Annotated in this window: 16 protein-coding genes; 10 read left to right on the top strand and 6 right to left on the bottom strand. The window is 51.6% G+C overall.

The genetic code is table 11. The annotated features are described in order from the left end of the window. The first annotated feature begins 91 nt into the window (after nucleotides 1-91). Together SJY10_RS17045 and SJY10_RS17040 are read left to right on the top strand one after the other, a co-directional pair. A complete protein-coding gene (locus tag SJY10_RS17045) occupies nucleotides 92-775 on the top strand; it encodes a cation transporter (protein ID WP_386685172.1) in 684 nt (227 codons plus the stop codon). Further along, on the top strand, nucleotides 753-1,325 hold the full coding sequence (locus SJY10_RS17040) for a methyltransferase family protein (RefSeq protein WP_386685170.1): 573 nt from the start codon (nucleotides 753-755) through the stop codon (nucleotides 1,323-1,325). The genes SJY10_RS17045 and SJY10_RS17040 overlap by 23 nt, the downstream gene beginning before the upstream one ends. Nucleotides 1,326-1,820: 495 nt before the next feature. On the opposite strand, the gene SJY10_RS17035 is transcribed toward SJY10_RS17040, so the two are convergent. Continuing rightward, nucleotides 1,821-2,048, bottom strand: a complete 228-nt coding sequence (locus SJY10_RS17035; RefSeq protein ID WP_386685168.1) for a helix-turn-helix domain-containing protein — start codon at nucleotides 2,046-2,048, stop codon at nucleotides 1,821-1,823. Nucleotides 2,049-2,152: 104 nt separating this feature from the next. On the opposite strand from SJY10_RS17035, the gene SJY10_RS17030 reads away from it, so the two are divergent. From SJY10_RS17030 to SJY10_RS17005, 6 genes are all read left to right on the top strand, one after another. Continuing rightward, nucleotides 2,153-2,692 (top strand): hypothetical protein, encoded by a 540-nt coding sequence (locus SJY10_RS17030; protein WP_386685166.1) that lies wholly within the window; start codon nucleotides 2,153-2,155, stop codon nucleotides 2,690-2,692. Beyond that, nucleotides 2,682-2,804: a hypothetical protein gene (locus SJY10_RS17025; RefSeq protein ID WP_386685164.1), complete on the top strand. Its 123-nt coding sequence runs from the start codon at nucleotides 2,682-2,684 to the stop codon at nucleotides 2,802-2,804. Before SJY10_RS17030 ends, SJY10_RS17025 begins: the two co-directional genes overlap by 11 nt. 96 nt (nucleotides 2,805-2,900) lie before the next feature. Then, the gene (gene mobV, locus SJY10_RS17020) at nucleotides 2,901-4,136 is read left to right on the top strand and encodes a MobV family relaxase (RefSeq protein WP_386685174.1); all 1,236 of its coding nucleotides are present in this window, start codon (nucleotides 2,901-2,903) and stop codon (nucleotides 4,134-4,136) included. Nucleotides 4,137-4,425: 289 nt separating this feature from the next. Next, complete coding sequence (locus tag SJY10_RS17015; protein WP_386685162.1) at nucleotides 4,426-5,463, top strand: replication initiation protein; 1,038 nt, start codon at nucleotides 4,426-4,428, stop codon at nucleotides 5,461-5,463. A 62-nt stretch (nucleotides 5,464-5,525) separates the two neighbouring features. Next, nucleotides 5,526-6,101 carry a hypothetical protein gene (locus SJY10_RS17010; RefSeq protein ID WP_386685160.1) on the top strand — a complete coding sequence of 192 codons (576 nt, stop codon included), beginning with the start codon at nucleotides 5,526-5,528 and terminating at the stop codon, nucleotides 6,099-6,101. Nucleotides 6,102-6,317: 216 nt separating this feature from the next. Then, nucleotides 6,318-7,640, top strand: a complete 1,323-nt coding sequence (locus SJY10_RS17005; protein WP_386685158.1) for a hypothetical protein — start codon at nucleotides 6,318-6,320, stop codon at nucleotides 7,638-7,640. 19 nt (nucleotides 7,641-7,659) lie between these two features. Here SJY10_RS17005 and SJY10_RS17000 read toward each other — a convergent pair whose 3' ends face one another. Next, complete coding sequence (locus tag SJY10_RS17000; protein WP_386685156.1) at nucleotides 7,660-7,908, bottom strand: hypothetical protein; 249 nt, start codon at nucleotides 7,906-7,908, stop codon at nucleotides 7,660-7,662. Nucleotides 7,909-8,146: 238 nt separating this feature from the next. Between SJY10_RS17000 and SJY10_RS16995 the strand changes: the two genes are divergently transcribed. Beyond that, nucleotides 8,147-8,734, top strand: coding sequence for a helix-turn-helix domain-containing protein (locus tag SJY10_RS16995; RefSeq protein WP_386685154.1), 588 nt, complete (start codon nucleotides 8,147-8,149; stop codon nucleotides 8,732-8,734). A gap of 132 nt (nucleotides 8,735-8,866) precedes the next feature. Here SJY10_RS16995 and SJY10_RS16990 read toward each other — a convergent pair whose 3' ends face one another. The 4 genes from SJY10_RS16990 to SJY10_RS16975 form a co-directional block, all read right to left on the bottom strand. After that, nucleotides 8,867-9,328 (bottom strand): helix-turn-helix domain-containing protein, encoded by a 462-nt coding sequence (locus SJY10_RS16990; RefSeq protein ID WP_386685152.1) that lies wholly within the window; start codon nucleotides 9,326-9,328, stop codon nucleotides 8,867-8,869. A 117-nt stretch (nucleotides 9,329-9,445) separates the two neighbouring features. Continuing rightward, nucleotides 9,446-9,985, bottom strand: a complete 540-nt coding sequence (locus SJY10_RS16985; protein ID WP_386685150.1) for a recombinase family protein — start codon at nucleotides 9,983-9,985, stop codon at nucleotides 9,446-9,448. Nucleotides 9,986-10,131: 146 nt separating this feature from the next. Further along, nucleotides 10,132-10,551 carry an ASCH domain-containing protein gene (locus SJY10_RS16980; RefSeq protein ID WP_386685148.1) on the bottom strand — a complete coding sequence of 140 codons (420 nt, stop codon included), beginning with the start codon at nucleotides 10,549-10,551 and terminating at the stop codon, nucleotides 10,132-10,134. Between the two features lie 135 nt (nucleotides 10,552-10,686). Then, nucleotides 10,687-11,097 (bottom strand): helix-turn-helix domain-containing protein, encoded by a 411-nt coding sequence (locus tag SJY10_RS16975; RefSeq protein WP_386685146.1) that lies wholly within the window; start codon nucleotides 11,095-11,097, stop codon nucleotides 10,687-10,689. A gap of 72 nt (nucleotides 11,098-11,169) precedes the next feature. Between SJY10_RS16975 and SJY10_RS16970 the strand changes: the two genes are divergently transcribed. After that, nucleotides 11,170-11,544, top strand: a 375-nt coding sequence (locus SJY10_RS16970) for a methyltransferase family protein (RefSeq protein ID WP_386685144.1), incomplete at its 3' end; no start/stop codon positions are given.

Genomic DNA, 11,544 nt, shown 5'->3' with positions numbered 1-11,544 from the left:
GTCTTGTCCCAGAAATTTGGGAACAATTACCAAGAATATATGGGCCGCGTTCCGCGCTGGCTGATCATCTAAACAAATTGAGGCCAAGAAAATGAGTAATGCGACCGATAACAACGACGTATCTTGCGGATGCTCTGGCAACCCGAAATTTGATGGTGTCGATCCGACCTATAAGCGCGTCTTATGGGTCGTCATCTTCATAAACGCCGCAATGTTTGTGGTCGAAATGTCCGCAGGTAAACTTGCCGGTTCACAGGCATTGCAGGCGGATGCCCTCGACTTTCTTGGCGATGCGCTGACCTACGGGCTAAGTCTGGCCGTGATCGGGATGAGCCTGAAGGTCCGCTCGACCGCTGCGTTGCTTAAGGGGCTGAGTTTGCTGACTATGGGACTGTGGGTCTTTGGCTCGACCGTATATCAGTTCTTCGTTCTTGGCATGCCATCGGCAGAGATTATGGGGTTGATCGGCCTGCTGGCCCTTGCCGCCAATCTGGCAAGTGTTTTGCTGCTCATGCGTTACAAAGACGGTGACGCGAACGTCCGGTCTGTCTGGCTGTGCTCGCGTAATGATGCCATCGGCAATGTTGCTGTCATGATCGCAAGTGTGGCGGTATGGCTGACGGCCACTGCATGGCCAGACCTTGTGGTTGCCATCTTCATGGCTGGGCTTTTCTTGCGGTCCGCCCAGCTCATTCTGGTCCAGTCGTGGCAAGAATTGCGGTCAGGTGAAGATACTGGCGCACTGGACAGTCATGGACATGACCATGCTCACTGAAATTGAAAAGCTGTCGATCCTGATTGGAGGCATCGCGGGTTTATACCTTATTGGCGCACTTGTATGGTCTATCGTCTACCCTGCAAGACGTATCTGGCCTCCAAAGGAGGCCACGAAGAGCGTAAAAATTCGGGTTTGGGCGGCAACAATCGCGATTTTTTCAGCGACATTCTTGCTGGGTATTTTCGATTGGAACAGCTTGGGTTGGCCTGCTGAAATTCGTTGGGGTATCGGGCTTACTTTGATCATCTTAGGGAACATAGTCGTGTGGGCCGGAGTGGTAAAAATAGGGTTTGCAGCAACCAGTGGCGAGGTCGCCGAACTGAAAACGGACGGCCTATATCGTTACTCTCGGAACCCTCAATACATGGCTGATATGGCTATTCTGATTGGCTGGGCCGTCCTTTCGGCATCAAACTGGGCCACGTTCATCGCAGCAGTTGGTGTTCTGACCCTCGCCATAGCCCCGTTCGCCGAAGAACCATGGCTAGAGGAAAGCTATGGTCAGCAGTTTAGAGACTACAAAAGCCGCGTGCGTCGTTACATCTGACACCTGCTAAAAACCACCGTTTCTGGAACGGTCCTGGCTAGTTCTGGCGGTCGTTTCCCACCGTTGGGTTGGCCCCCCCAAAATCTTTACGGTTCGCGCTTTCGAAGGAGTTCTTAGCACAGTACGGAGGCCAGAATGCAATTCTGGTTAACAGTACGCATATCCTGCAACTGCAACTCATGGTTCTGCATGTGATGGCTGTCCGAACAATAATGGTTTTTATGACTTTGAGGACGGGAGCGCAGGGAACAGACTCCGGTTGTCATGTTAAGGCGCAAAAATGACCAAAATCGATGATCCACTATTCGCCCCAGGTACCACCTATGTTGAGGTCGAGTGCTGGGCCTGTAACCACCGGATCGACCTGACACCGGACAAGCTACCGGCTGGCATCAGTAAGGCTGATTTTGAGCGCCGAGCGATCTGCAAATGCGGAACAGGCTGGCCAAGGGTGACGCGACATCCAAAGCCCGGGCCGAAGGGACACTGGTAGTCTCATTCCGCCTTCAATAGCACCCAAGCGTCCACGCTCAACGCGGCTGCTAGCCGCGCGATATTATCGACTGAGATATTTTGCTCAGATCGCTCTACGGCACTGAGATATGTCCGGTTCAAGCCGCTCTCCAAAGCAAGCCTCTCCTGGGACCAGCCGCGCTCGGCGCGGTGGAGTTGCAGGTTGCGCGCAAGAACATCGCGGAGCTGGCTTTTGGGCGTTCTTTTCACATCTGGAAAAGGCGCGATTGTCGGTTATAACTCTACCTGTTTTAACATACATTCGAGATGCCAAAGAGATGGAAGTCCAACCCTAAAGAGCAGGTGAAAACGCTATGCAGACCGTGGCAACAACGGAACTGACCAAGACGGGGGCCGCGATGTATCAGCTGATCTCTCGCGGCATGTTAAACCCAACTGAAGCAAGTCACCTCGTCGCAGAAGGCCTCGCAAAAGTGGATCTGCTGAACATAGAGGTTGGAACCCCCAAACCTGAAGCATTCGAGCTTATTGCCTTAACCCCTGAAGGCGAAGAACTCGCGCAACAACTCGAACAACGCTTGGCGCCCATTGCTGGATTATGCGGCGCGCTCGATGTCTTGGGCAGTTCGCCGTCTTCCCGCGACCAATGGGTTTTCACACGCAAATGCTTCTGGGATCGCCTGTTGGATTTGAAAAACTCAGTTGCAGCGAACTGGCACTCGGACGATCCTGTTGAAACGTCGCCAGGGCTAACGTTACCTGAATATATTCCGCATGTTGTTAAACGGACTAAAGTGACGAAGCGCGAGAAGCTCAGCTTGGAGCCCTTCTTAGCAGAGCTGCGGGCGATTGATCCTGACTTTGACAAAAAGGACCCTACCGATGAGCCCTGAACAACAGCACACACCCGAACCGGCAAAACTCTGGTGGGAAAGCCCTTGGACGATGATTGCCGTACTGGCTGTGATTAGCCTCATCGGCATTGTCGATCAGGCGCTGAACTAGCTACCGCCATTGAAAGAATGTGCAGCCTTGCCTCCTTGGAGGCCGAGCGATAATTTGGACGCAGGACAAATTGTCTAGTGAGTGCACATTCTTTTAATGGCGGGGGCGTCGATGCTAGGCAACGGGTCTGGGTTTGAAGACGAAAAGCGCCGCGGGGGCTCTACACAGCCGCTTCGGCTGGGGCGCCCGTCAGTTGGATCACGGCGGTTTGCCATCCTGCGGGTGAGCAAGCTCAGCGGCATGGGCAAGGTGGCCGCAGCCGCACGGCACAACCTGCGTGAACGCGACGCCTCAAATGCGCGGCCCGAAGATGTGAACCGTAACATTCACCTAGCCGGCGCACGCACCTCCCAAGAGCTAGCAAAGCTCTGGGAAGAGCGCGCACCCGAGAAGGTCCGCAAGAACGCCGTTCACGCCCTCGAATACGTGGTCACAGCCTCACCGGAAAAGATGCAAGCGATGGGCCAGGAGGACAGCGAGCGTTACCTGCGCGATGCGCTGACTTGGCTGGAGGAAAAGCATGGTCCGGAAAACATCCTCTCGGCCGTGATCCACCAAGATGAAACCACACCGCATTTGCAGGTGCTGGTGATCCCTATCGACGAACGCGGCAAGCTGAACGCGCGGGCGATGGTCGGCGGCAAGGCGCAGCTCTCCACGATGCAGACAGACTTCGCGGAACGGGTCGGGGCAAAGTACGAGCTGGATCGGGGGATCAAGCGATCCAATGCCCGCCACGAAACCATCAAAAGCTACTATGGCCGGGTCAATGACAACGCAGAGATATCCCTCACGCTCCCAGGGCGCGCCATAGGGGGCTTCATGGGCCGCGGGAGGGAGACTGACGGCGAATGGCGCACAAGGGTCTCAGAGATCGCCTCAGAGGCCGTGAGGGTCGTTGGTGCACAAGCCGCAGAAGAGCGGAACGCTCTGCGCGATGAGCTAGACTACACCAAACTAGCTTTGGCAGACGTGACAACCAAAGCGGAAACAGCCAATCGGATCCTCCGTTTCATAGAAGTCGCCCACAATATCGCGAACTATGACGGTGACGATAAGCAAGCTGCCCTAACGCGCTATCATAGGCAGTACATCGATTACGCTCCTAAGCTCCCTGAAAACATTTGCTACCTCATCGACGGCATTATGTTTGACCAGGGTATGAAGGGGTTCTGGGAGATCGAGGAAGAACGGGAAGAAGCCGAGCGGGCTGCCGCTGAACGCGAAGCCCAGGAACAACAGCGGCTCATTGATGAACGTCTTCGCGAGGACGCTGAGTGGGAGCGCAAATGGGAGCGGGATCATAGCCGGGATAGTGGGCACGAGAGGTAGCCTGCCCGCTCCAGCAGATTCCTTTGCCGGCTTTGGATCAGCTGAGAACGGCACGCTGACCTGCCAAGAAGCCCCAAACCACATTCATATTTTTACAAAAAAGCGCGCAGCGCCTTCTTGTTCTATAAGTTCTATAAGTTCACGTAGAAATTTACCTTAAAAATCATAACTTTATCATATTTCGGGTGACAAATGGGGACGCTTAAGTGACAAATGGGGACTCTACGGTGACAAATGGGGACGCAAACACGCATTGACGGGTGACATTGATGCGTCGATAAATGTCACCATGATAAAGACACTCCAAGTTGCGAATGACCGCGCTCACGATGAAACAAAAACTGTGCTGCCAGCAGAGGTGGCGCGGGGCGTTTACATTGAAAACCCGCCGAGCGCCGAAGCCCTCAAGCTCATGCATTTGCTTATCGCGACGGCAGGAGGGCGCATGGCTGAGGATGTGCGTCATGAGCTCCGTCTTGCCAGCATCAAATCCATCACGGGAATGCGGAACCATTCACGCGCTACATTACGTGAGTTGTTCATCGAGCTTGCTGGGGCTGTGATGGTCTTCGACGATACTGACGCCCAGTGCGAAATTATTGGCGGGTTCTTGGATCGTGCAAAGCTTGATTACCGCGATGAGGCCACCGATGATTTACTGGTCGCATGGTGGTTCGGCGGAGCTTTTCGAGAGATGGCCGAGAACTCGTGTCACTGGGCCATCATGGACAGGCAAACCGTTTTTGCCCTATCCTCGAAGTATTCAATTTTACTGTTCCAATATGTAGCCTCGTTGGTGAACCTGAACTACGTCACCAGCAAAACGTTCACTGTATCAGAGCTCCGAGCAGTGATGGGCGTTTCAGAGGGAAAGTTGGAACGATTTGCAGATTTAAACCGCCGGGCTCTTTCAGCTGCTATCGCCGAAATCAACCAAACGTCGCGTTTGACCCTAACGGTGACGCCGCGCAAATCTGGACGCACGGTAACTGGCATTACGATTGCTTGGGCAGAAAAAGAACCTGAACGGAAGCGTGACACCAAGCGCGAACTGGAACGTCCCAAGGTCGGTCGTAAAGCACGGCGCGACGGGACAGCCGAAACCCCCACCCTCACCTTTCCGGAACACGGCACGATCCGGGACACGCAGCCATGGGACCGGATTGCACGGGACACGGCACCAAAGCTTGAAGGCGGCCATGTGCCAGATCTTCGACAGTTGGCCGACGCATTTCGTAAGTGGTGCGGCGAGAAGTCGATACCACTGGATGCGACCAGCATCGAAAAAACGTTCACCACATGGTGTAAACGTTATTCGGCACATTAAAGATAGCAAATATAAATTAAGTGTAGTTAAGATGCGTTTTATATGTGAGCGGAGTATAGTAATTGAAATATAATATAAAAGAAACCTTGTCTACGCTGTCTGATATAGCATCAGTTGTTGGAATGGTTATAGCTATAGGGGGCGTGATTGCTGCCGTGTATGCATTCGTATATCCAGCCAAAGCAGCAGACACTATATCTGACATACAAGCATATTTTGAAAGATCGCAAGAGGATATTATTTCAATAAAAGAAGCTCAAATTGATATGCAAGAATCAATTATTGACGCTATTCCTAAGTGGGTCAATTTTGAATACTCTCCCTATGAAACTGGTAATCCCATGTCATCACTTTACACAATAGTGAGCCTCCAGAATAAATCCACAAACCCTATAAAATTGCATATAGTGTCATTTGGTGATGGTGAGCTAAGTGGAGAAGATGAAGTCTTTGTCATGCCCGGTGAAAGTTTCGGACATGTATCTGACGGCTGGTTTTCTGAAATAGAATACTGCTTGTCTGGTGTGTCAGATGGTCTCAAAGAGGGCGCCTTCTACGAGCGAAGAGTTTACGAAGAAGGAAATCTAAAAGATGCGACTCAATCTTTTGCAAAGATCAAAGGGTGTGAAGTAATGTAAGTTTAAAGATTGGCCAGTCTGCGCCTAAAACAGTCTTTTTTGTCACTGCCATAAAATCTAGGCTAAATTGGCGGCCAAGGCCGTAACGACCCTTCAGAAACATCTGAGTAGCGCATACGATATCATAACACTTGACTGAACGAGCACTGTTACGTTCGCCTTTCGCGTGCCATACTCCTATCCTGCGGCATGATAATAATTAGTTGGGTGGTAAATATGAAGATAGCCGTCGTCGGATGTGGGCCGAGAGCAGTTGCAATCGCGGCCCAATGTGCTGCCCTCAAGGCAATCGGCATTACTCCACCGTCAGTTACAATCTTCGAAAAAAATAATGCATTATCAGCTTGGAGTGGCGATGCCTCTTTCAGCGATGGCCTATCGCTTTTATGCACTTCAATCGAGCGGGACGTTGGCTATCCATATGCGCGTTCGGGAAGTGGAAAGGAAGAGGTGCTACTAAGCCAGTTTTCGTGGAGAGCGTACCTAACTACTAATCTCGCATTCGGCTCGCTCGAATTGAATGACTGGTTTTCTAGGGGTCGCCCTCAACCCTCACATAGTGAATACGTTGGTTATCTTTCGTGGGCATTGAATCGTGCTCGGGAATCCGGCGGTATAGAGCTCATCGAGAGAAAAGACGTTGTGAGCATTGGTTTCACAGAAGCTGACAGGTGGACACTTTCTGCAAGGTCGCTCAATGGGACGATCACAGATTATCCGGGCTTTGATGGCGTGGTTATCACAGGACTAGGGCCAAGGAGCGATTCAATCTTTAAGGGGAAAAATCCTCTTTTCTTCAATGGCCTAGATTTCTGGCAAACCGATAGAAAAAAAGCACTTTTATCCAAAATTGACGGCAATCTTGAAGCCAAGGAAGATTTTAGTGTAGTAATTGCTGGGGACGGCGGAACGTCAGCTGCTATATCTGCTTTCCTCATAGGCACCAAACGAAGAAACATTGAAATCACCATCATTGGCAGCAATCCGTTTCTAGATAGTCGACCCACAAATTTTTTCTCTGATCGAATGTTTGGTAACTCCGATGCGTGGGAACAATTGCCAGTAGCCGCCAAGCACGAGTTCCTTAAGAGGACATCCTCAGGTCGAATTTGGCTTCAGGTCGCGCGAGAGTTAGAGGCTTGCCCTTACCTTCACTATCAATGCTCTCGCGTCACTAACGCAGATTATAATAGCCTAAGTGACGAAGTGGGATATTTCAGAGTGAATTGTCGCACTGAAGACCTTGGATCATCTTACCTGACTGCCGACGCCCTTGTTGACGCCAGAGGTTTTGATAGTCTTTGGTTTCTACCGCTCTTCGAGCGTAAGTTCCGCAACTTGTTGGCTCCGTTCCCAAACCAGCCCGGCTCTACCGGCAGATACTTGCAGAAGTGCTTAGACCAAAACCTAAATGTGAAGATCGATGGTTTTCCCGATGGTCTTCACATTCCAATGCTGGGCTCGTTGGTAAATCCGGCGTCCAGCAATCTTATGGCTTTAGGAAGCATCGCCGAAACCATAGTTCAGAAATACATCTAAGTTTCGGCGACACCAATATTTACGCAGCCACTCCTAAAGCCGCAAAGGCTTTAGCAGATACTGATGTTTTCTCAGGCATTGAATGGTTAAGTATAGGATCATCATTGTTGCGTGCAATGACGGAGTCCCAACTCTCATCCAAGCTTCTTGCAATCATGCGTCGCATCAGCTCCGCTTTGTTTAGCTTGGTCTTGAACGCAAGCATGCGGAGCTCTTCATCCATCCACCCAGGCATGTGCAGGGTACGTAAAGACATTGCTTCTTGCATATTGATACCTCTCAATGAGCTTATGAGATCGATGTGGGTCGATTCAGAACTCAGGTTATGACAACTCAACGTGGGACAGACGCTCCAACATACGTCCCAGCAGTATTCGAATCCAAGTTTGGACCTTGGATAGGGGTACATATGTATACGTATATATGTTTTGTCGTTGGCGAAAATTGTGGAAAGTTGTGGAAAGTTGTGTAGTACTGTGGCCTTGAGCACAGTATGAGGCCTAACTATGAGCAACCAAGATAGTTTTGGGCACCGACTTGGGCGCTTGGTTCGCTTCAAAAGAGGGTTAGAAGGTCTTACCCAGGAGCAACTTGCAGAACGCGCATTCGGTGACGCGACGGGGAAAGCTCGCATCTCTAAATTGGAGAACGGCCGGATCACGGTACCCCATCAAAAGACCGTAGATGCGATTGCAATCGCCTTGGCAATTGACCCCAGTGAAATCGAAGGCCTCAGATCACACAGCTCTGATAAGTTTGCGGCCCCAGCGAATCTACGCGTTAAGATTCTAGGGAACCTTGGTAAAACGTTGGTTTCCTTAGGAAAGGTCCACCAAGAGAAAGAGCCGTTACAACAAGCACTTGCATTGTACCAAGAGGCCTTAAGCCAAATTGACCGTCAAGACAAACCAATCGAGTGGGCCCACCTTCAAAATGAGAGGGGCGCCGCCCTTCATGCTTTAGGAGAAATGACTGAGGACAAAGAGTACTTCTTTGAAGAAGCAGAGATGGCTTTCAGGATGGCCCTAAAGGCCATTCATACTCAGAGCTTTGGAAGCCATGATTTACAAGGCATGGGTGTGCTCGATGAGTGAGCGTGGAATTCTGACCCGAACTCCCAAAAGTCCGCTCTTGCCAAAACCGGCCGTTTTTGGAATTGAAGCCCCCTGCCCTATTTTGCGCAGCCAAAAACACCGTTCAAAACCGCCAGAGTTGTTGAAGCTTCGTTATCTCGTAAAACGAGCGAAAAAGCCGCGTTTTTGCGGTAGCTCAACAGCCGCAGTCTTGCTTTCTCTCTGGTCAGTAAGTTGCGCCATCAACTGATCCTCTTTGCGTTCAGCACGTTCTACTCTTCCACGTAAATCAGCTATGTGTGCCTCTAGTTGCACTCGTTCGCGTACTCGTTCCGTCTCTTCCCGCACGATCTGTTCACGCAACGCATTAACTTCGGCTTCTAAATCATTGTTTACATTGGGTGTTTCAGGTGTATCAGCTGGGGTTGTCGTAGTAGCAACTTCTGGGTTGCGTTCCCTGTAACCGGATAGCCATCTTCCAAGCTCGGAAGGATCAATCTTGTATGGACTCCCCCCTCCCCCTTCAGCTGATAAATCCCCCTTTTTTACCGCCCTGGATAACGTTGGCTTACTTACACCCGTCTCTTTTGCAGCTTGTCCTAATGTATATTTCATGGGCTGTAACACCTGTTTCTAATGGGGTTGTCGTATGGAAAACATCTGTATCACACGGCTGTAACAGGTTTACACTTATGTGGTGCCAAGGGAAGTGAGTACCGGGAGGCTTTTGGTTCAAGCGCGTCTGATGGTATTTGCGCTCACCTTGAAGATACGTGCCAGCTCTGCAATGCCGCGCCCCTCCACGTCACGCATACGCGCAACCTCTACGCGGCGCTCCGACGATAGGGCAGGGGGTCTGCCACCTAGTCGCCCCCGCTTACGGGCGGCAACTAAACCTTCTTTGGTTCGCTCGGATATACGTTCTCGTTCGAACTGGGCGATGGATGCGAACACGTGAAAGACCAGCCGTCCTGCCGGCGTTGTCGTGTCGATGTCTTCGGCCAACGACCTAAACCCCGCACCCTGCTTGCCTACGGCTTCAACGATGCTCAAAAGGTCCTGCAGTGATCGGCTCAGCCGATCATACTTAGTCACCACCACCACATCGCCATCACGCAACTGCTCGATCATGCGGTTCAGCTCAGGACGGGCTCTTTTCGTACCGGATACCTTTTCGGAGAAGATGCGCTCAGCGCCCGTCGCCCCGAGCGCGGAAATCTGGGCATCCAGATGCTGCTCTTCTGTCGAGACGCGCGCGTAACCGATTATCATTGACCTGACCCTTCCAAAAACCTTCAACAACCAGTTGGGTTTTGAACGGGGTTTGTGGCAGCGTCAATCGAGGCGGTTTGCATGTGTTCCAAAAACGGCCGTTTGTGGCGTGATCCCAAGGTCGGCTGTGCGGACGAAGCGGACAGTCAGCCTTTCTGGGAAAGATCTTCGATAAGGGCGAACCGTTCCCACACGACTTGCATCTCAGGCGAAAACCCTCCGGTTCTCTTAAAGAAGGCGCGGTGATCGTTTCGCCAACCTTCAAGGTCGTTGTTCTCACCTTCTGCGAGCGCCATTGCCTCCGTCACTTCTTCGAAGCTGCATTGAACAACCTCGACAGTTTCGATGACAAGCTCTGGCGACCCATCCCACGCCAGAACAATGTCTCGCCGCCCGACCGACGGAAGGGGCTCGCCGTTTTCGAAGTCACGTAGCGCGCCGCAAGTCGCCACCTTCCTTCCTGACCGAACACGAGAAACGTGGGCAGCGCTCAGCGTTGCGCTATCGCCGAACTTGAACGTCACAGCACCAGGGTAGCGCTCCTTCAGGACTTCTATGGCTGACATGGTCTGATACTCCGATTTGATGGTATTTCAGAGGACCGTACTGATTGCCTAAATGTTAGAGAAGGGCTCGAACCGGACTTTAGCTGCGTTAGCACCAACCCTTCCAAAAAGGAGGGTTTTTGGAACATGCGCCCGCTAATGTTCCGTCTCACAAAGCCCGTGATCCGCAAGCGTTTCGATAACGGCGCAGTCTGCCACATTATCAGCGTCACATTGGGTGATACGCTTTAACTCACGCTCTAATCGCCGCAGTTTTGCAATTCTGGTCTGAACATCTTTGAGATGTTGCGCGGCTATGCTGTGAGCGTCTTGGCAGGGCTTCTCAGGATGCTGGCTCAAGTTCAGAAGGCCCCTGATGTCTTCGACTGAGAACCCAAGTTCACGGGAATGTCGAATGAAGGAAAGGCGGCTCAATCCGTCCTTGGTGTATCTGCGCTGGTTGCCTTCTGAGCGTTCGGGCACATCAATCAAGCCCATCTGCTCATAGTAGCGAATGGTTGGGATTTTGACGCCTGTGCGCTTTGAAAGCTGGCCGATGGAAAACATCGAAAATTCCTCTTGAAGCTATAGCTACTAGAGACATTATATTTAAGCAGAATCAAATTTGGAAGTCTGCAAATGAATGTCCCTCCACTTCTACAACTGGTGACTGGCCTCGCGCTGGCAGGTGTCCTTGCGGCCTATGCGCCACTCGGAGGGTTTGAGGCACCCTTTTTGATCGTCTTTACGACGACGCTGGCAGGCTGCGTATTTCTCCTACCTGCTGTGTCGAGTTTTGCGAGGCACGAAACGACCGTGAACCCCCAAGCGCCAAGCCAAACGACCACGCTTGTGACCACTGGAGTTTATGGTGTCACCCGCAACCCGATGTATGTCGGGATGCTGCTCATCCTCATTGGATTTGTTGCATGGCTTGGTGCTCCAAGCGCACTTGTGATCGTGGCCGCATTCTTTCTGTCTATCGACAGGTTTCAGATCAAAGCGGAGGAACAA

It is taken from the genome of Loktanella sp. R86503 (genome assembly GCF_042466455.1).
In the GTDB taxonomy this organism is placed as follows: Bacteria; Pseudomonadota; Alphaproteobacteria; order Rhodobacterales; family Rhodobacteraceae; genus Loktanella.
The sequence above is the reverse complement of the archived record's forward strand: the minus strand, read 5'-3'. Positions and strand labels throughout refer to the sequence as shown.

Excerpts from the sequence above, each read along its gene's own strand:
- SJY10_RS17045 (WP_386685172.1), top strand. The coding sequence starts at position 92 with ATGAGTAATGCGACCGATAACAACGACGTATCTTGCGGATGCTCTGGC.
- SJY10_RS17040 (WP_386685170.1), top strand. The coding sequence starts at position 753 with ATGGACATGACCATGCTCACTGAAATTGAAAAGCTGTCGATCCTGATT.
- SJY10_RS17030 (WP_386685166.1), top strand. The coding sequence starts at position 2,153 with ATGCAGACCGTGGCAACAACGGAACTGACCAAGACGGGGGCCGCGATG.
- SJY10_RS17025 (WP_386685164.1), top strand. The coding sequence starts at position 2,682 with ATGAGCCCTGAACAACAGCACACACCCGAACCGGCAAAACTCTGGTGG.
- mobV (WP_386685174.1), top strand. The coding sequence starts at position 2,901 with ATGGCGGGGGCGTCGATGCTAGGCAACGGGTCTGGGTTTGAAGACGAA.
- SJY10_RS17015 (WP_386685162.1), top strand. The coding sequence starts at position 4,426 with ATGATAAAGACACTCCAAGTTGCGAATGACCGCGCTCACGATGAAACA.
- SJY10_RS17005 (WP_386685158.1), top strand. The coding sequence starts at position 6,318 with ATGAAGATAGCCGTCGTCGGATGTGGGCCGAGAGCAGTTGCAATCGCG.
- SJY10_RS17000 (WP_386685156.1), bottom strand. The coding sequence starts at position 7,908 with ATGCAAGAAGCAATGTCTTTACGTACCCTGCACATGCCTGGGTGGATG.
- SJY10_RS16995 (WP_386685154.1), top strand. The coding sequence starts at position 8,147 with ATGAGCAACCAAGATAGTTTTGGGCACCGACTTGGGCGCTTGGTTCGC.
- SJY10_RS16990 (WP_386685152.1), bottom strand. The coding sequence starts at position 9,328 with ATGAAATATACATTAGGACAAGCTGCAAAAGAGACGGGTGTAAGTAAG.
- SJY10_RS16985 (WP_386685150.1), bottom strand. The coding sequence starts at position 9,985 with ATGATAATCGGTTACGCGCGCGTCTCGACAGAAGAGCAGCATCTGGAT.
- SJY10_RS16980 (WP_386685148.1), bottom strand. The coding sequence starts at position 10,551 with ATGTCAGCCATAGAAGTCCTGAAGGAGCGCTACCCTGGTGCTGTGACG.
- SJY10_RS16975 (WP_386685146.1), bottom strand. The coding sequence starts at position 11,097 with ATGTTTTCCATCGGCCAGCTTTCAAAGCGCACAGGCGTCAAAATCCCA.